Genomic DNA, 17,236 nt, shown 5'->3' on the forward strand with positions numbered 1-17,236 from the left:
GGTGGGACCTGGACAAGGCGCGCAGTCTCGGGCTGCGATGTGAAGCAGCGATGACGTGGAGACGACAGTTGCAGCGGTTACGGTGCGGGTGCCGCCCGTACCGGGCGTGCGCTACCCGGCAGCGTCATCGTCGAAGCCGAAGGTGGCTGGACGCGCCGTGCGCAGCGGGATGAACAGCGCGATCGCGAAGACGAACAGGAAAGGCGCGGAGAGGATGGCAGTGTCCTCGGTTCCGAAGGCAATCAGGTTCACCTGCAGTTGGCCGATCCACTCAAGGTCCATGAGTACCAGCACAAGGCCGCCGATGGTGGGGCACGGCAGGCCGCCATGGCCTGCCATCAACAGCGTGGGCGCCAGCAGTGCTGCCAGCAATGAGAACATCACACGGTACAGCCAGGGGTCCCCGCGCCAGCGCGGCGCCCGCCGCCACATGATCACCAGCAGCGCCAGTGGCAGCAGCGCCGGCAGCAGGGCAATCGCAATGATCATCACCATGCGTCGATCTGCGCGGCCTGGCTGATAGCGGTGACTTCCGGCATGTCCCTGGCCTCCATCGTGTCCATGAAGGCCGCATTGTTGCCGGTACAACGGCAAACGCAAAGCCCCGCCACCGCAAGAACTGCTAAGCGCCCCACCCTGTCGATCCGTTACGCTGCCCGGCATTCGAACAAGGAACAGCGCGATGAGCGCGGCAGGCAAAGCGTTGTGGTACATCGAAAGCCATGCGGACAAGCCGCTGGCGCTGGCCGACATCGCGGCTGCCGCCGGACTGTCGCCGTTCCATCTGTCGCGCCTGTTCCAGGCCCGCACCGGTACGTCGGTGGTGCGCTACCTGCGCGGACGCCGCCTGACCACCGCTGCACAGCAGCTGGCCAACGGTGCCGGCGACATCCTGCAGGTAGCTCTGGCGACGGGCTACAGCACACATGCCGCGTTCACCCGTGCCTTCTGCGAGCAGTTCGGGCAGACCCCGGAGCGCGTGCGCGAGCAGGGCCTGCAGGAGCTGGCACTGGTGCACGCGATCCGTCTCGACGATGCACCACAGGCCTGCAGCGAGGCGCCCAGGCTGATCGACTGCACACCGTTCCAGGTGGCTGGCATCGGCATGCGCCACACCCGCGACAGCGGTGGTGCGATTCCGGGGCAGTGGGCACAGCTCAATCGCGAATGGCCAACGCCGGCACCGCTCAGTTTCGGTGTGTGCTGCAACAGCGACGACGAGGGTGGTTTCGATTACATCGCAGCGCTGCCGGTGAATGCACTGCCATCGGTACCGGTACACTGGCAGCGGGTGGATGTGCCTGCGCGCCGTTACCTGGTGGCCTGGCATGGCGGCCATATCTCCACCATCCGCTCGACCTGGTTCTGGCTGCTGGACCAATATCTGCCCGCCAACCGCCTCAACCTGGCCAACGCGCCGGACCTTGAACGCTACGACACCCGATTCGACGAGCATAGCGGCCACGGTGGCGTGGAAATCTGGCTGCCGGTCGATCAACGCACTGCCTGACCCGGAGAGAGTGATGATGCATGCGACGCGATGGATGCTGGCCCTGCTGTTGGCTTCGCTGGCGCCGCTGGCGATGGCGGCAGCGCCCATCACCGCCGGTGAACGCCACGGCGTGACAACGCTGGAAAGCGCGGCGATACGCGATGGCGCGCACCGCGATGTGCTGCGCTTCACCGTGTGGTACCCGGCAAGCCCTGGCAGCCAGGAAACGCCGCTGACCATCGGGCCAGCGGATGCGCCACTGTTCGAGGTGGGGCGCGCCGCGAAGGACGCCCCCATCACCGGAGGGCGCCTGCCGACGCTCTTGCTGTCGCATGGCAATGGCGGCACCGCGCGCATGATGGGGTGGCTGGGCACCGCGCTGGCACGTACCGGTTACCTGGTGATCGCCGTGGACCACCCGGGCAACAACGGCGCCGATGAGATGACGCTGGCCGGCAGCGTGCTGACCTGGCTGCGCGCCGACGACCTGAAGGCCGCGCTGGCCGCAGTGCAGGCCGACCCGCAGTTGGGGCCACACATTGATGCGTCGCGGCTGGGCGTGGTCGGCTATTCCGCCGGTGGCTTCACCGCACTGCTCAGCGCCGGCGCGCGGCCGGACATGACGCGGCTGCTGGCGTTCTGCAAGGCGCACGCGGACGACGGCGTGTGCAGACCGCAGCAGGAAGCGGCCACGCATACGATGGAGGTGCGTCTTGCTGCAGCAGCATCGCCGCAACTGCAGCCCTACGTGCAGCACGCACAGGGTGATCGCTCGATTCCCGGTGTCCGCGCCGTGTTCGTGCTGGCGCCGGCCATCGTGCAGGCATTCACACCGGAGCAGCTGAAGGCGCTGCAGCAGCCGGTGGCGATCGTACTGGGCGCTGCTGATGACGTTGCGCCACCAGCGACCAATGGTGATGTGGCGGCGGCGCTGATTCCGAAGGCAACGCTTCACGCGCTGCCGGGTGTTGGCCACTACGATTTCCTGTCCGGGTGCACACCGCTGGCGAAGGAGCGGCTGCCGGCACTGTGCGTGACGGCGGTGCCGAAGGAACAGACGCATGCCGTGGCGGTGGAAGACGCGCTGCGCTTCTTCGGTGATGCACTGCGGTAGAAGCTGTCGAGCACGGCTCGACGCTGCGGCTGGCAGTAACGATTCGTTGCGCAGGTGATGACGCGGCGCGAAGGTGCGCGGGACTACACTGCACCCAGCGTTACACGGAGGATCGACCATGCGCCTGCTGCACCTCACCCTGCCTGTATCCGACGTCACCCGCGTTGCCAGTTATTTCCGCGACGTGCTGCAACTGGAGGTGGCCGGTGACCAGGTCCGCATCGGCTGGAGCACGATCCAGTTGCAACCTGCCGGCGACCACCCTGTCGGCGGCGTGCACCTGGCCTTCAATGTGCCGGACAACCGCTTCGCCGAGGCCATGACCTGGCTGCGTGCACGCACGCCCTTCCAACGCAACCCGGAAGGCCTCGATTACTTCGCACTGGAAAGCAGTTGGCAATCGCAGTCGGTGTACTTCACCGGACCCGATGGCCTGATCCTGGAACTGATCGGCCGCAGGCGCTTGCCGGCCAGCGACCGCAGTGGCGCCTTCCATGGCAGCGAGTTGACCTGCCTGAGCGAGGTTGGCCTGCCCAGCCACGATGTCGATGCGGTGCGCGAACAGTCCAGCCAGCGCTTCGGCCTGCAGCCGATCAGCCCGCCGTCGCCGCAGTTCGCGCCGATGGGCGATGACGAGGGCCTGCTGATCGTGGTCACTGCCGATCGTCGTTGGTTCCCCGAGCTGAAGGACCTGCCCAACGCGCAGGGACTGCAGCTGCAGGTGAGCGATGTGAGCGGCAGCGGCGAACTGCACGATGCCGCGCTGGGCTGGCGGGTGCAGGCGGCCTGAGCTACCAGCTGCCCGAGGCGCCACCGCCGCCGCTGCGGCCACCCCCACCGGACCAGTCGCTGGAACTGCTCGAGGACGAACTGGACGACGAAGTGCTGGAGGAGGAACGGTAGCCTCGGGACGAACCGCGGCCGCCGCGGGCTTTCTCGCCGGGCAGCAGGGTGAAAACCCAGATGAAATACAGGAACAGCGTGCCCACGCTGGACACGATCGTCGCCAGCACGCGGGCGCTCTCATCGCCGGCACGGTCGATGGCCAGCAGTGCGCCCAGCGCATAGCCAGCGGTCAGCAGCACCAGCACCACCAGGCGCACGGCGAAGCTGTTGCGGTTCTTCCGCCAACGCGCGCGACCGGCCTGCACCAGGAAGAACACCAGCATGGCGGCGATGCCGACCGCCAGGTTCAGCAGCGTGTGCAGCGCAAGGCTGGGCGGCAACTGGCCACGCACCAGCATCACCGCGAAGAAGCCGGTGCTGACGGCCAGCATGCCGTACAGCACGATGCGTACGCCGCGGCTGCGATGCCAGCACCAGCCCAGCAGGGTTGCCACCGGTACGGCGGGCAGCAGCACGAAGGACAGCGCCGGCAGCACGTGGCGCGGCAACAGCAGCGTCGCAGACAGCAGTCCCGCAGCAATCACCGCCGTCACCAGCAGCGGCCGGCCCCAGGCAGGTAAGGTCGGCCACGTCGGCCTGGGCATCGCCGCATTGGCTGCCAATGCCTTGCGCCGCCGCTCGCGGCGGTTACCGGTGAAATCGGCTTCGGTGCGGGTCGCCAGCAGACGCGGTGGCGATCGCCACAGACCGGCCAGGAAGCCCGCCAGCAACGTCAGCGCAACGACCGAATCCCCCGCGCGCCAATCCGGCGGCAATACGTTGCGTGCCGATGAATCTTCCCAGGCCGGCAGTTGCTCGCCATCGACCAGCGCCACCAGCACCGCGGTGCCGTCCAGCACGCCCTGGTCCAGGTCTCCCTCGCGCAACCGCGGCACGATCGCCTTGTCGATGATGCGTGCGGCATACGCATCAGGAATGGTGCCTTCCAGGCCATAGCCGGTCTGGATGCGTACGCGCCGATCCTGCACCGCCACCAGCAGCAGCACGCCATCATCGATACCGGCGCGGCCCAGCTGCCATTGGTCGAAGACGCGCTGCGCATAGGCTTCGATGCCTTCCTCGCCAACGCTCGGCACCACCAGCACCTGCAGCTGCGCGCCCTTGCGTGCCTGCAGCTGCAAGGCCTGCTCGCGCAGCGTGGCGCGGGTGCTGGCCGACAGTGCATCTGCGGTGTCCACCACCGGATCATTCAACGCAGGGATCGGGGCTGCCGCCAACGCCAGCAGCGGCAGCAGGCAGAGCAGCAGCGCAAGCCACTCCCACGGCCTGGCAATGCGCGCCTGCCGCACCCGGCTCATGTGCCCTGCCCTGCCTCGATCTGCGCATACAGCGCCTGCAGCCGGGCAGCGTTCTGCGCGAACACCTGCAGATCGGCGTCGACCAGTGCCGGCCAGTCCGGTGCATGACCCAGCAACTGCGCCACCTGTTCCTGCGGGGCGCGGTCGAAGCCCTCACCCAGTACGGTCAGATAGCGCTGGCGGAAGCCCTCCGGATCCTGCTGGTCCTGCACATACAGCTGCACCGCCAGCAATCCGGCATAGAGATAATTGACCAGATACTGCGGGTCGTCATACATCAGGCGCTTGCCGATCCAGGTGCTGCGCAGCTGCGGGTAGCGCTGCGGCTGCTGGCCGTAGCGCGCCAGCACCTGGCCGGTGAGCGCGTCCAGATCATCGGCGGTGCCCAATGTATTGCTGGCCACGCCCTGGTAGATCGACTGCTCCAGCTGTGCTTCCTCGGAGGAGGTGAACAGCTGCAACACCATGTCGTCGAGCAGCGACTTCAGGTAGTACGCCTTGGCGCGCGGGTCCTGCGCCTGCCGGTACAACTGGTCACGGAAGCGCAGCTCGTTGTAGATGGCGAACGCCTCGGTCATCCACGCACTGCCATTGAGATGCAATGGCGAGGCATGCCCGCGCAGCATCCACTGCCCATGCATGGCGTGACCTGCTTCATGGGCGATCTCCACATCGCTTTCCAGATCGCCGCTGCGCAGCCCCACGAACAGCAGCGCCGGCGTGTCCGGTGCGAACACATGGAACGCGTCCTGGCTGCGACTGCCCAGCACGGTGGCCAGGTCCATGCGCTTGTGCGCAGGATCCAGCAGCGCGCGCAGCTCGGCGACATACTCCGGCCCCAGCGGCTGCATGGCGTCGGCCGCGGTATCGCGCAGCTGTTCCAGGGTCAGCACCGGTGGCGTGTAGCCGGCATCCGGCACGGTGGTATCCCACAGCTGCGGCGACACCACACCGCTGCGCCCGGCATGCTGCAGCAGCATGTCCTGGTAGTCACGACGGTCTTCGGCGTGGCGCTCGATCGCCGCCAGCGTCGCGTCTACCGTTTTCGTATCCATGCCCATGCGTCGATAGCCGCGTGCGGTGGCCGAGCCGTCGCCCTGCAGACGCGCGGCGGCATCATTCACCTGTACCAGGCCCAGCAGTACCGACGCCATCGGCTCGCGGCGCGACTGCATGCCCTGCCAGTATCCCTTCCAGCCGGCCTCACGCAGCGCGCGGTCCGGATGCTGGGCCAGGGCCTGCTTGTCGGCGCCGGTATCCCAGCTGCGGCCAGCACCCTCGATACGCGGGTATTCCGCGCTGTGCATGATCTGCCGACGCAGGCGCGCGAAAGTATCCAGCGCCGGATCGGCCAGTACATCCACGGCATCATCCAGCTGCGCATTGGCCGGCGCCGCGCCTTCCTGCAGCGCGCGGGCGCGCAGGAATCCATAGGGCGTCAACCAGGTGGCGTCCACCGGCGCCTCACGCAGGGCGGCCCTGCCGGTACGGGCGATACGGCTGCACAGCCCCATCACCTGGTCCAGCGCCTGCGCCGGGCGACGATCGCGTGCGTTGCGCGCGGCCTGCAGATGCAGAAACGCATGGTGACGCATGCACTGTGCCTGCAGCGCTTCGGCCTGGCGGAAGCGCGTGGCCGGCTCGCCCGCCGTGGCGCTCTGCAATGCCTCAACGCGCTCGCCCAAGGTGACCCGTGCCGCCTGTTCGGCGGCGGCGCTGGGGAAGTAAGCGCGGTCATCGGCGTGCAGCGACTGTGCATGGGCGCCGAGGGAGGTGCTCATCGCCCACAGCGTGGCGATGACGACGGTAGTGGTGCGCATCCTGCGGGCCTGCATCGGCGTCTCCGTGCCTTGATCGGGCTTTGAGCCTAGCAGCCGCCGACGGTCCGCGCCTGTCCCGATCTGGCCTCAGATCGACTCGTCTTCACGCTTGACCAGTGTCCAGCACGGCTTCTGCGCGAAGGTGTAGGTCTGCTGGTCGCTGCTGTCCGGCGTGCGGATCTGCACCTGCATCTGCCCATCGGCCACCGCCGTCACCTGCATTTCCCGGCCCTGCCCGGCCAGCCCGGCTGGATCGGGCATCACCGGCCATTCGACATCGGCCAATGCAACCGGGCGTTCCACTGTGCGCGGCTCAGGCTCGGCGCCAGCGTCAACGTAGCTGTCCAGCAGCGGATCGGCGGTGGCCTTTTCCTGCAGGGTGATCTCGTTGCCGAAATGCTTCAGGAAGGTATCGAACGCGGGATGGGGGCACGCCGCGGTCGCCACTGCGGGCGCGGGTTCCACCGCCGTCGCTGTGCTGGCAGGTGCCGCTGCAGGGGCCGGGGCTTCAGCAGGCGCTGGCTGCGGCGCAGGCGTGCAGGCGGACAGCGCAAGGCCAAGGGCGGGTGCCAGCAGCGCAAGGGAACGGCGGGGCTTCATGGGATCGTCCTGATTCCGGTCTGGTCGCGCCATCCTATCCTGCCGCCTACAATCGCGCCTTCCCGCCTGTTCGAGATGCCCATGCGCCGCCTCCTGCTCCTGATCGGCCTGCTGCTGCCCGCCCTGTGGCCAGCCTTGGCGATGGCCATCGAGGTCCGTGAAGGCGACCTGCTGTTCGTCACCGCGGGTCACGGTGGCCTGAGCGCGGCCATCGACGATGCGACGGGAAAGCAAGGGGCGTCCAGCTTCGACCATGTCGCGCTGGTGGCGTCGGCACCGCAGGGCTGGGAGGTGCTGCACGCCGATGAGAAGGGCTCGCGCCGGCAGACGCTGGACCAGTTCCGCGAAGCTGCGCGTGGCAAGCAGCGGCAGGTCGTGGTCTATCGCCTGCGCGCGCCGCCAGGGAATGCCATCACCGATGCCGTGACCACCGCACGCACGATGCTGGGCAAGCCGTACAACACCGCCTATGTGTTGAACGACGAAAGCTACTACTGCTCGGACTTCATCGAACGCGCATTCCGTGCGCACCATGTGTTCGCGCTGCAGCCGATGAACTTCCGCAACCCGCAGACCGGTGAGATCTCCCAGCATTGGGTTGATCTGTATCGCGGCATGGGCCTGGACGTACCGCAGGGCCTGCCCGGTACCAACCCCAACGACATGGCCGCAGCGACGGTGCTGCAGCGGATCGGCGTGCTCGAATAAGCGAAGCCCCGCACGGGGCGGGGCTTCGTCGGTGATGGATGGCGGCTGCCAGGATCACTCTTCCTCGTCCTGCCCGCCCTGCTGCTGGTTCTGGTTGCGCTTCTGCTGTTCCTGCTGCTGTTGCTGCTGCTGGTCGCGGCCGCGTTCCTGCTGCTGATCCTGCTGGTTCTGCTGGCCCTGCTGCTTCTGGTTCGGGTTCTGGTTCTGCTGTGCCATGTCCGATCTCCAAATGCCACGCGCGGAATGCGGTGGACGGGGCCATCGTCGGCAGCGATTGGTTAACCATGCGTTGTGAGCGGGCTACACCGATGTGTACACGCGTGAATGAACCGGCGCCAGCCCTTGCGGCACAAGCCACTGAAGGATTCATGCGGGTTTGGCATGTAGTCATGCTGCAGCCGGAAAAGAACGCATTCAGCGGCCTGCACTGCCGGGGGTGCGCAGCGGCCGCCTACGCCTATGGTCCCATTTGCAGCATGCGGGGGCGCCGCCTATCGTCGGGTGACATCACCCCGGAGATGCGCATGGCCCGCGACACTGCAGCACGCCCCACCTACGAACAGGCACTGGCCGGCTTCAGCATCGAGCACGGGCAACGGCAGCTGCATGGCGACCTGCAGGCCGGCATCAATGCCTGCGTGGAGTGCTGCGACCGTCACTGCGGCCGCAATGCGCTGGCGCTGCGCTGGGTGGATGCCCACGGCGCCCTGCACCGGTACACCTTCGAGGACCTGCGCGACGCCTCCGCGCGTGTTGCCCAGGTGCTGACCGCGCAGGGCATCGGCAGGGGCGATGTGGTGGCCGGCCTGCTGCCGCGTACGCCCGACCTGCTGGCGACCATCCTCGGCACCTGGCGGGTGGGCGCGATCTACCAGCCGCTGTTCACCGCGTTCGGCCCCAAGGCCATCGAAACCCGGTTGAACACCGGACGCACCGCACTGGTGGTGACCGACAGCGCAAACCGCAGCAAGCTGGACGAGGTCGATGGCTGCCCGCAGGTTGCCACGATCCTGGCATCCGGACAGGCGCTGCGTGCCGGCGACATCGACTGGAGCGCACGCAGCGCCGATGCCAGGCCCGACTTCGCGCCGGTGATGCTGCGCGGCGATGCGTTGATGGCACTGCTGTCCACCTCCGGCACCACTGGTAGTCCCAAGGGCGTGCCGGTGCCGCTGCGCGCATTGCTGGCCTTTGCCAGTTACATGCAGTTGGCCGTGGACCTGCGCGCAGACGATGTGTTCTGGAACATCGCCGATCCCGGCTGGGCCTACGGGCTGTACTACGCGGTGATCGGCCCACTGCTGCTGGGCCAGGCCACCACCTTCAGCGAAGCCGGTTTCAGCGTGCAGGGACTGAACGACATCGTCGCGCGGTTGGGCGTCACCAATCTTGCCGGCTCGCCCACTGCCTACCGGCAGATCATCGCCGCCGGCCCCGAGGCCAGCGCTGCCATCAAGGGACAGCTGCGGGTGGTGAGCAGCGCGGGCGAACCGCTGAACCCGGAGATCGCGCGCTGGTTCGCTGCCCATCTGGGCACCACGGTGCTCGACCACTATGGTCAGACCGAGACCGGCATGGTGGTCAACAACCACCACGCGCTGGAGCATGCGGTGCGGCCGGGGTCATCGGGCGTTGCGATGCCCGGTTACCGCGTGGCGGTACTGGACGATGCCGGCAACGAACTGCCACCGCGCACGCCGGGCATCCTCGCCGTGGACCTGCGGCAGTCGCCGATCATGTGGTTCACCGGCTACTACGGTGCCGACACACCGGCGCTGGGTGATCGCTACTACCTCACCGGCGATTCGGTGGAATGCGAGGACGATGGCTCGATCAGTTTCATCGGCCGCTCGGACGACCTGATCACCTCGTCGGGCTATCGCATTGGTCCATTCGATGTGGAGAGCGTACTGATGGAACACCCTGCGGTGGCGGAGACGGCGGTGATCGGCGTGCCGGATCCGGAACGCACCGAGATCGTCAAAGCACTTGTGATCCTGTGCGATGGCTTCATCGGCAGCGACACGCTGGCGCAGGAACTGCAGCAGCATGTGCGGCGCCGGTTGTCCGCCCATGCCTACCCACGGCAGGTGGAATTCGTGTCGGAACTACCGAAGACACCCAGCGGCAAGCTGCAGCGCTTCCTGCTGCGCAAGGCGGAGATCGACAAGCAGGCGGCGGCTGGCTGAGGGTGTCTGGGGTCAGAGCCCTTCCTTCGGAGGGATCTGACCCCGGGCTCTGACCCCACATGACCCCGTGTTTGCGCTACGGCATCACCGGCGGCACGTACGCCAGCGTCATCCCCAGCAGCCACAGCAACCCCAGCACCAGCGGGATATGCACCAGCAGCTGGATGAAGGTGAAGCCGACGATGTCGCGGGCCTTCAGGCCGAGCACGCCCAGCAGCGGCAGCATCCAGAACGGATTGATCAGGTTCGGCAGCGCTTCGGCCGCGTTGTAGACCTGCACCGCCCAGCCCAGGTGCGCCTTCAACTCGTTCGCGGCCTGCATCACGTACGGCGCTTCGATGATCCACTTGCCGCCACCGGACGGCACGAAGAAGCCCAGCACTGCCGAGTACACGCCCATCACCAGCGCGAACGTATCGGTGCTGGCCACGTGCACGAACAGGCTCGACAGCCGATGCGCCAGCGTCTCACCGTCGCCACCAGCAGCGTGGGTGAGGATCATCGCGATGCCGCCGTACAGCGGGAACTGGATCAGCACACCGGTGGTGCTCGGCACCGCCTTGGCCACCGCGTTGAGGAAACTGCGCGGGCGCCAGTGCAGCAGCAGGCCCAGCGAGATGAACATGAAGTTGTAGGTGTTGAGGTTGGCGATGGCGCTGACCAACGGCTTGTTGGCGAACTCGTTGAACAGCCAGCCGAAGGCCAGCAGCGAAAGCAGCACGGTCAACAACGGGCTGTATTCCAGCCACTCACCCGGGCGGGTGCGGCGCTGCAGCGGTTCCGGTTCGGCCTGGGCGGCGCCGGGGAAATCTTCGGCGGTGCGGGCACTGCCAGCGGCCGGTGCGGTCAGCCAGGCGATCAGCAACGAGACCAGAATCAACACGGCAGTCAGCACAATCGACTGCCACAGGAAGATGGTTTCGGTGAACGGCAGTACGCCGGTGATCTCCACCAGCCCTGGCGGCATGCTGGCCGGATTGGCCTGCAGCTGTGCAGCCGACGAACTCAGGCCCATCGCCCATACCGCGCCCAGCCCCAGATAGGCCGAGGCACCGGCAGCACGGTAGTCCATGCGCAGCTCGGTGCGGCGGGCCAGCGCACGCACCAGCAGACCACCGAACACCAGCGAGAAGCCCCAGCTGAGCAGCGAGGCCAACATGCTGACCAGACCGACGTACACCACTGCGCCGCGACCGGTGCGCGGCACGCGGGCGAGGAAGTCGATGAAGCGCGCGACCACCGGCGCAGTGGCCAAGGCATAGCCACCGATGACCACGAAGGCCATCTGCATGGTGAAGGGAATCAGGCTCCAGAATCCGTCGCCGAAGGCGCTGGCGGTGGCCTGCGGGGTGGCACCGAAGCCCATCGCCGCCACGGCGACGATGACCACGCCGAGCACCGCGAACACGTAGGCATCGGGGAACCACTTTTCCGCCCAGGCGGCCGAGCGCAACGCGGCGCGCGCCATCCAGCCGTCCTGTACTGCTGCCGTCGACGCCATCACCTACTCTCCCAGGTTCGATGGCCTGATTCTGGGCGGTGGGGTGCGGGCTGTCAGCCACCTATTGGTCGTAGGTGGCGGGCATGACGGTAGTGCCGGCCGCTGGCCGGCAACCTCGGGATCGCATACGGGTGCAGCCGGCCAGCGGCCGGCTCTACCATGCCTTGGGCTCAACGCAGCGCCAGATCCACGGCGATGCCGGCAAACAGCGCGGCACCCACCCAGTTGTTGTGCAGGAAGGCCTTGAAGCACGGCCCACGCTCGCGGTTGCGGCAGATCCAGAATTCGTACACTACCAGCAGCGTCGCCACCGCAACGCCGGCCAGGTAGTACCCGCCCAGCCCACCGCGCACGCCGACCAGCGCCATCGTGGCCAGGAACAACGCGTACAGCACGCCCTGGATGACCAGGTCCAGATCGCCGAACAGGATCGCAGTGGAGTGCGAACCCATCTTCAGGTCATCCTCGCGGTCGACCATGGCGTACCAGGTATCGTAGGCCGTAGACCACAGGATGTTGCCGGCATACAGCAGCCAGCCCAGCATCGGCACTTCGCCCTGCACGGCGGCAAAGGCCATCGGGATGCCCCAGCCGAACGACATGCCCAGGTAGACCTGCGGCAGGTGGGTGTAGCGCTTCAGGTAGGGATAGCTGGCGGCCAGGAACACGCCGATGAAGCTGAGGGCGATGGTCAGGCCGTTCAGGGTCAGCACCAGGCCGAAGGCCACCAGCATCAGCACCGCGAACAGCGCCAGCGCTGCCCGGCCGCTGATCGCACCGGTCGCAAGCGGCCGCGCCTTGGTGCGCTCCACATGCGGGTCGAGCCAGCGGTCGGCATAGTCGTTGATGACGCAGCCGGCCGAGCGGGTCAGCCAGACGCCGGCGGTGAACACGAACAGGGTCCACAGCGGCGGCAGGCCGCCCGCAGCCAGCCACAACGCCCACCAGGTGGGCCACAGCAGCAGCAGCGTGCCGATCGGGCGATCGGCGCGCATCAGACTCCAGTAATGACGCCAGCGCGGCGTCGGCGCCGGATGCGGCGCGGAAAGAGGGGTATCAGCCATGACACTAGGATACTCCTGTGCCTTCTGACCGACTTTGCCGGCGGGGGGAGATTTGTGCGGCGAAACTGGATAGAATGCCCATCCCGCACCGCCTCATTGCGTTGCGATGCCCGCCCCGGCCCTGGCCGACGGCGCGGCGGTTCCACCACGCGCTCGTAGCTCAGCCGGATAGAGTAGTGGCTTCCGAAGCCATTGGTCGGGGGTTCGAATCCCTCCGGGCGCGCCATCTTCCCTCAGTCTTCGCCCGCGCCTGCCACCACGGCGTGGCGCGCTGGTCGTGGATTCATTCGGCTTCCCGATCCCCCGCTGCGGCTCCGTTGACGCCAGGCCGGAAGGGAACCGAGCGGTGGGCGCAGCCCTGCACGTCGCGGACGATGATCGAGAATTCCTCCCCAGCGCTGATCGCGCCGGGCATAAACGCGCCGTCGCCGTCGAACAGCACCGTCATTGCCTCGCCAGGGGCGATCGACAACCGTGCCGCCGGAGGCGCAACTTCTTCGAGGATGACATTGAAGGACCGCCACGCCTGTTCGCCAATCCGGCGAACCTCTGCGGTGGCTGCCCTGGCATACAGGCGTCTGTCGGCGCTGGCCAGCAACAGCTGCAGTGGCCGAGAACCATGCGGATTGATCTGGAAGCGGCCGTAGGTCATGCCATCCACCCGTGCGATGCCGGCATAGGTGATGACGACTGTCGGGCATGAGTCCGCGCGTGGTTCTTGGGCGGCGCATGCGGTCAGGCCAATGGCCAGACAGAGGACGAGATGCTTGGTCACGCTGCAGATCCTCCATTGATGTTCCGCGTGCCGCCTACCGGATGATCCGGCAGCGACGGCAGGGCACCTGCACCCTGCCGCTGCTCGACTCTTCAACGCACTACAGCGCTGCCGAGCATCTGCCGAACACGTTGGCGGGCTTATCCCGCAGGCTCACGGCGACCACCCGGTGCTTCTGCTCGCCGCAGCCCCCCATGACCCCATACATGATGAGAAGTCCCTTGTCGTTGACGTAGCCGATGAACTTGCCATTACCTTCATCCGAAGCGGCCCTGACGAAATAGACGATCTCCCCGGGTGCTGGCTTCACGCCACTCAACGGCATTGAACCGATCTTCCCTTCAATCTCTGATGCCGATACCACGACCAGTGAATTCTTCCACATCCACTCCGCAATGGCGGCTTCACTATCCGGATCAAGTGTGGAAATGCGGTCAAGCGGCAGAGTCGTTGAATTGCCAGGGAAAATCGCGTCGGATGAAACATCTACCCAATCCGATCTCCATTCCGTATGTTGAAATTTGTTGATGCTGCACCCGCCCAGCATTGGCAAGAGAAGCAATGCTGCGCGCAACATGCCAGCCATCGGCATTGTGATGCCGTTCCTTCCTGGGGCACCCGGGATCTTCCTGCGCTTGCCGCGCCACAGACCGATCAGATACCCACTGGTAGCTGGTCCCACCTCATCGGGATCGCTGGCTGATGCCCGGGCACCGGACGCCTCACTCATACCGTTCCACTCCCAGCTTTCTACATCGGCCGTCACTGCGGATCGACTCGCCAGCCCATGGCCAGGATGTCGAGCGAACTGCCGGTGGTGCAGATTTCGATGCGGAAGCACTGAAGTACTGGCAGCAACACCCCCGAGGCCGCCCAGCGCTGTCTGCAGTCGGCCAGTACCTCGCTTCCATCATCGACATACGCACGCTCGATCGTGTCCTCACCCAGCACTCCGAAGTTGAGCGCCAATCGAGCGCCGCGGCATTCAACGAAGATCACCTGCTCGTTACGTCCGTCGGGCCAGCGCACGTGGACCACTACTTCATCCTGATTACCCGGTTTGCTGCGATCAACGGACACCGCAACCAAGGTGGCGTCCGACCAGGGCAGTTCGTTGAACTCAAGGATCATGCGTGGAGGCCTGCTTCTTGGCACGTACGTAGCTTCGATCTGGATCCACCTTGTCACGGCAGATCGTTCCTCGCGCATGCATCGCCATCGCTGGTACGTGGCATAGCAGAAGCGCGGCTACCCAGAGCGCGGCCATCGCCATCCACTGCTGCTCCATGTAGGCCCATATCAGCGGCAAGCCCGCGATCAGCCCGATGAATTGCGTGTATAGCAAGAATAGAAGATACACGCCGATTGATGGGTGTGAACGAAGCACGATCCCACAGCCTCGACAGAGCTTTTTCGGCCGACGCGCGAGTGCCGAAAGGATCGAAAAGCGCTGCCGATCGGCGGCGCACATGGGGCAGGCAAAGGTGAACAAGCGCATCAGACGCCCTCCATTGGCTTCCGGCATTCACCTGCCATCCCACCTTCAATTGAAACCACCCACATGCAACTTTCTTGCAACGCGCAGGGCAATCGAGCACACGGTGGTACCAATGGCATTACTGCGCCTGAACCAGTCGGCAGTCTTCAGAATCGAACGCCATGAGCTGGCGCATGGCAATACGATAGCGCTGGAAGAACGTGAGGATATCCACCGCCGTCCCCCGCCGTCGTAGACCGTAATCTACACATCGCCACCAGCCGAGGTGCGCAGCACGCGCTCGCCGCGGTGGTTGTAGCTACAGCTCTCCATCGCAGCTTCCGAAGAGATGGGTTCCACTTCGCCAGATTCTCCGGGCCGTCTATTCCAACTTCCTCATGGGCGACCAAGTAGTCATCCACGTTTGTACTTCACGGTCCCGTCTCACATCTTGGCCGATAGCTCCCCCCCCTCCCAAGCGCCATCCATGAGAAGCGCAACTTCCGCGCCAACTGATGCCTCAATAAAAACCATACTATCGCCATCATCAATCTCGCGGGGATTCGATGAGTCTATCCCAAGAAGGAAACAGCATCTCTGAAACTCGAAAGACGCCTCGCGCTTGCTGAAAATCTTCAATTCAAACACTATGTTCTGCATCGCAAAACCGTCAACGACGATCCGCTTTACTCGCCTGAAGCCCAGATCAAAGCCTTGAGAAACAGATCCATCAAATAGAGAAACAACTACACCCGAATCCCTCTCGACGCGAATTCCAGTCAACTCGAAATCGTGGACATCAACACTCATGGCATCACCTCTTCGGCCAGTCACTTACAGGAACCCCGGGTTTTCTGACGCCGCTCTCCCACTCATGAACGTGCGGATTTCCCTGGCCATGATCATGCCCTCTATCAATATCGAATTTTGGCCTTCCATCATCTCCATAGTAACGGGATTGCTTCCCTGTCGGATGATCTGACCAAGTGTTCGGCTCGGCACTCCCTGGCAAGCCACGCTGCCCGGGTGTAGGGCATGCAGCGCCATCCTTCCCTTGATTCATCATCAACCAAGGGAAGACAAGATCCAACCTAGCTTTCGACATCATTGCAAGCGCATTGGCCAACAACTCGCCAGAAATTCTCTCTGGATATATGTACAGCCCTGGTGATTCATTCTTCCCATAGTTTGGAAGATCTGGGTTGTACTGTTGATGATCGCCATCTTCGCCACCGTAGTAGCCTGGTGGCGGCGGACCAATGGTTCGAACTATCGAAGATTGCAATCCATGAGGGTCTATGAGTGAACTAGCGTTGGATTGTGCATATGCGTAGCTGTTTATCCCTCCCTCCAAACCAATCGGATCGCTCTGCGTGTACCGCCCCACCGCCGGCTCGTACTCCCGCTGGTAGTTGTAGAAAAACCCACTCGCATCCGTCGCCTGCTGGCCTGGGAAGCGCAGTGCCAGATCAAACGCCACACCGTCCCCGTCCGGGTCATTGACCGGCGCCTGATCGCCAAACACCTCACTCTTGTTGCTCCACTCCCAGATCGCGACATCGCGCACGGGGTCGATCACTACTCGCGGCGTACCCAAGTGATCGGGCTGGATGTACGCCAGCTCCGGCACGCCCGTGGCTGGTGTCTGGATCAACGCCACCGGGTAGTTGTCCAGCCAGATCGCCTGCTGCTGCGCCTGCCCGGTCGCCGAATAGTTGCCAACCCACTGCCCGGCTTCGTCATAGACCGTGACCTGCGCATCGCCACTGGCCGGCGCGCGCAGCACGCGCTCACCGCGATGGTTGTAGCCGTAACTCTCCACCACAGCAGAGCCCTGCTTCACCGCATTCATGCGGTTGGCGTCGTTGTAGGCAAACGTCTTGCTGCCAATGCTGGTGGTATTGCCAGCGGCATCCTGGTTGCGTGCCTGACCATCCACGGCAATCAGGCGATGGCTGTCAGCCGGATAGGTGTAGCTTGCGGTTCCGGCCGACGTGGTCAGTGAGGTACGGTTGCCGGTGGCGTCATAGCCGTAGGTTTCAATCGGAGTACCCGTGGCGCCATCCTGGGTCTGGGTCAGGCGGCCGAGCGGGTCATAGGCGAATCTGGCCAGCACCTCGGAACCTGCACCATTCTTCAGCTCGACGGTCGAAGCAGCAGGTCGGATGCTGCTTTCCTACTCATGGACGTTGGGATGTCCTTGACCATGATCACTCCCACGATCTGCGCCGAATTCTGGCACCCCATCACCCCAGAACTTCATTTCTTATACCGCAATAAAAGTGCATCCAC

Annotated in this window: 17 protein-coding genes, 1 tRNA gene and 1 pseudogene; 6 read left to right on the forward strand and 13 right to left on the reverse strand. The window is 65.1% G+C overall.

From position 1 onward, the window contains the following. Nucleotides 1-111 precede the first annotated feature (111 nt). Nucleotides 112-714 (reverse strand): hypothetical protein, encoded by a 603-nt coding sequence (locus tag QP457_RS20250; protein WP_240196541.1) that lies wholly within the window; start codon nt 712-714, stop codon nt 112-114. Here QP457_RS20250 and QP457_RS20255 point away from each other — a divergent pair. From QP457_RS20255 to QP457_RS20265, 3 genes are all read left to right on the forward strand, one after another. After that, entirely contained in the window at nt 683-1,510 is an 828-nt protein-coding gene (locus QP457_RS20255; RefSeq protein ID WP_205405260.1) for an AraC family transcriptional regulator, read from the forward strand. The two genes, QP457_RS20250 and QP457_RS20255, sit on opposite strands and share 32 nt — an antisense overlap. Before the next feature lie 16 nt (nt 1,511-1,526). Beyond that, complete coding sequence (locus QP457_RS20260) at nt 1,527-2,606, forward strand: alpha/beta fold hydrolase (protein WP_205405261.1); 1,080 nt, start codon at nt 1,527-1,529, stop codon at nt 2,604-2,606. 118 nt (nt 2,607-2,724) lie between these two features. Further along, nucleotides 2,725-3,396 (forward strand): VOC family protein, encoded by a 672-nt coding sequence (locus QP457_RS20265; protein ID WP_205405262.1) that lies wholly within the window; start codon nt 2,725-2,727, stop codon nt 3,394-3,396. Between the two features lies 1 nt (nt 3,397). On the opposite strand, the gene QP457_RS20270 is transcribed toward QP457_RS20265, so the two are convergent. The 3 genes from QP457_RS20270 to QP457_RS20280 all read right to left on the reverse strand — a co-directional run bounded on the left by QP457_RS20270 (nt 3,398) and on the right by QP457_RS20280 (nt 7,230). Then, nucleotides 3,398-4,810 carry a TPM domain-containing protein gene (locus QP457_RS20270; RefSeq protein WP_205405263.1) on the reverse strand — a complete coding sequence of 471 codons (1,413 nt, stop codon included), beginning with the start codon at nt 4,808-4,810 and terminating at the stop codon, nt 3,398-3,400. Further along, nucleotides 4,807-6,645 (reverse strand): M3 family metallopeptidase, encoded by a 1,839-nt coding sequence (locus tag QP457_RS20275; protein WP_205405264.1) that lies wholly within the window; start codon nt 6,643-6,645, stop codon nt 4,807-4,809. Before QP457_RS20275 ends, QP457_RS20270 begins: the two co-directional genes overlap by 4 nt. A gap of 72 nt (nt 6,646-6,717) precedes the next feature. Next, entirely contained in the window at nt 6,718-7,230 is a 513-nt protein-coding gene (locus tag QP457_RS20280; protein ID WP_205405265.1) for a hypothetical protein, read from the reverse strand. Between the two features lie 81 nt (nt 7,231-7,311). Here QP457_RS20280 and QP457_RS20285 point away from each other — a divergent pair, with 81 nt between their 5' ends. Then, complete coding sequence (locus QP457_RS20285) at nt 7,312-7,938, forward strand: YiiX/YebB-like N1pC/P60 family cysteine hydrolase (RefSeq protein ID WP_205405266.1); 627 nt, start codon at nt 7,312-7,314, stop codon at nt 7,936-7,938. 54 nt (nt 7,939-7,992) lie between these two features. Here QP457_RS20285 and QP457_RS20290 read toward each other — a convergent pair whose 3' ends face one another. Then, nucleotides 7,993-8,154, reverse strand: coding sequence for a hypothetical protein (locus QP457_RS20290; protein ID WP_165378361.1), 162 nt, complete (start codon nt 8,152-8,154; stop codon nt 7,993-7,995). Between the two features lie 308 nt (nt 8,155-8,462). Here QP457_RS20290 and QP457_RS20295 point away from each other — a divergent pair, with 308 nt between their 5' ends. Beyond that, on the forward strand, nt 8,463-10,127 hold the full coding sequence (locus QP457_RS20295) for an AMP-binding protein (RefSeq protein ID WP_205405267.1): 1,665 nt from the start codon (nt 8,463-8,465) through the stop codon (nt 10,125-10,127). A gap of 76 nt (nt 10,128-10,203) precedes the next feature. Here the strand turns inward: QP457_RS20295 and QP457_RS20300 are convergent, their stop codons facing one another. Further along, nucleotides 10,204-11,628 carry a TIGR00366 family protein gene (locus QP457_RS20300; protein ID WP_205405268.1) on the reverse strand — a complete coding sequence of 475 codons (1,425 nt, stop codon included), beginning with the start codon at nt 11,626-11,628 and terminating at the stop codon, nt 10,204-10,206. A 170-nt stretch (nt 11,629-11,798) separates the two neighbouring features. After that, nucleotides 11,799-12,692: a 4-hydroxybenzoate octaprenyltransferase gene (gene ubiA, locus QP457_RS20305; RefSeq protein WP_080149621.1), complete on the reverse strand. Its 894-nt coding sequence runs from the start codon at nt 12,690-12,692 to the stop codon at nt 11,799-11,801. Nucleotides 12,693-12,841: 149 nt separating this feature from the next. On the opposite strand from ubiA, the gene QP457_RS20310 reads away from it, so the two are divergent. After that, nucleotides 12,842-12,918: transfer RNA gene (locus tag QP457_RS20310), tRNA-Arg, on the forward strand. Between the two features lie 57 nt (nt 12,919-12,975). Here QP457_RS20310 and QP457_RS20315 read toward each other — a convergent pair. The 6 genes and pseudogenes from QP457_RS20315 to QP457_RS20340 form a co-directional block, all read right to left on the reverse strand. Beyond that, complete coding sequence (locus QP457_RS20315; protein ID WP_205405269.1) at nt 12,976-13,467, reverse strand: adhesin; 492 nt, start codon at nt 13,465-13,467, stop codon at nt 12,976-12,978. Nucleotides 13,468-13,567: 100 nt separating this feature from the next. Next, the gene (locus tag QP457_RS20320) at nt 13,568-14,197 is read right to left on the reverse strand and encodes a hypothetical protein (RefSeq protein WP_240196542.1); all 630 of its coding nucleotides are present in this window, start codon (nt 14,195-14,197) and stop codon (nt 13,568-13,570) included. A gap of 32 nt (nt 14,198-14,229) precedes the next feature. Further along, a complete protein-coding gene (locus tag QP457_RS20325) occupies nt 14,230-14,598 on the reverse strand; it encodes a hypothetical protein (protein ID WP_205405270.1) in 369 nt (122 codons plus the stop codon). Beyond that, nucleotides 14,588-14,965: a hypothetical protein gene (locus QP457_RS20330; RefSeq protein ID WP_205405271.1), complete on the reverse strand. Its 378-nt coding sequence runs from the start codon at nt 14,963-14,965 to the stop codon at nt 14,588-14,590. Before QP457_RS20330 ends, QP457_RS20325 begins: the two co-directional genes overlap by 11 nt. 423 nt (nt 14,966-15,388) lie before the next feature. Beyond that, complete coding sequence (locus QP457_RS20335; protein ID WP_205405272.1) at nt 15,389-15,754, reverse strand: hypothetical protein; 366 nt, start codon at nt 15,752-15,754, stop codon at nt 15,389-15,391. 469 nt (nt 15,755-16,223) lie between these two features. Beyond that, nucleotides 16,224-17,087 (reverse strand): annotated as a pseudogene (locus QP457_RS20340) (RHS repeat-associated core domain-containing protein); the annotation flags it as partial. Between the last annotated feature and the right edge of the window lie 149 nt (nt 17,088-17,236).

The sequence above is a fragment of the Stenotrophomonas sp. As-7 genome (assembly GCF_030291015.1).
Classification (GTDB): domain Bacteria; phylum Pseudomonadota; class Gammaproteobacteria; order Xanthomonadales; family Xanthomonadaceae; genus Stenotrophomonas; species Stenotrophomonas lactitubi.

Excerpts from the sequence above, each read along its gene's own strand:
- QP457_RS20320 (WP_240196542.1), bottom strand. The coding sequence starts at position 14,197 with ATGAGTGAGGCGTCCGGTGCCCGGGCATCAGCCAGCGATCCCGATGAG.
- QP457_RS20300 (WP_205405268.1), bottom strand. The coding sequence starts at position 11,628 with ATGGCGTCGACGGCAGCAGTACAGGACGGCTGGATGGCGCGCGCCGCG.
- QP457_RS20285 (WP_205405266.1), top strand. The coding sequence starts at position 7,312 with ATGCGCCGCCTCCTGCTCCTGATCGGCCTGCTGCTGCCCGCCCTGTGG.
- QP457_RS20275 (WP_205405264.1), bottom strand. The coding sequence starts at position 6,645 with ATGCAGGCCCGCAGGATGCGCACCACTACCGTCGTCATCGCCACGCTG.
- QP457_RS20265 (WP_205405262.1), top strand. The coding sequence starts at position 2,725 with ATGCGCCTGCTGCACCTCACCCTGCCTGTATCCGACGTCACCCGCGTT.
- QP457_RS20330 (WP_205405271.1), bottom strand. The coding sequence starts at position 14,965 with ATGCGCTTGTTCACCTTTGCCTGCCCCATGTGCGCCGCCGATCGGCAG.
- QP457_RS20325 (WP_205405270.1), bottom strand. The coding sequence starts at position 14,598 with ATGATCCTTGAGTTCAACGAACTGCCCTGGTCGGACGCCACCTTGGTT.
- ubiA (WP_080149621.1), bottom strand. The coding sequence starts at position 12,692 with ATGGCTGATACCCCTCTTTCCGCGCCGCATCCGGCGCCGACGCCGCGC.
- QP457_RS20255 (WP_205405260.1), top strand. The coding sequence starts at position 683 with ATGAGCGCGGCAGGCAAAGCGTTGTGGTACATCGAAAGCCATGCGGAC.
- QP457_RS20280 (WP_205405265.1), bottom strand. The coding sequence starts at position 7,230 with ATGAAGCCCCGCCGTTCCCTTGCGCTGCTGGCACCCGCCCTTGGCCTT.
- QP457_RS20270 (WP_205405263.1), bottom strand. The coding sequence starts at position 4,810 with ATGAGCCGGGTGCGGCAGGCGCGCATTGCCAGGCCGTGGGAGTGGCTT.
- QP457_RS20260 (WP_205405261.1), top strand. The coding sequence starts at position 1,527 with ATGCATGCGACGCGATGGATGCTGGCCCTGCTGTTGGCTTCGCTGGCG.
- QP457_RS20290 (WP_165378361.1), bottom strand. The coding sequence starts at position 8,154 with ATGGCACAGCAGAACCAGAACCCGAACCAGAAGCAGCAGGGCCAGCAG.
- QP457_RS20295 (WP_205405267.1), top strand. The coding sequence starts at position 8,463 with ATGGCCCGCGACACTGCAGCACGCCCCACCTACGAACAGGCACTGGCC.
- QP457_RS20335 (WP_205405272.1), bottom strand. The coding sequence starts at position 15,754 with ATGAGTGTTGATGTCCACGATTTCGAGTTGACTGGAATTCGCGTCGAG.
- QP457_RS20250 (WP_240196541.1), bottom strand. The coding sequence starts at position 714 with ATGTACCACAACGCTTTGCCTGCCGCGCTCATCGCGCTGTTCCTTGTT.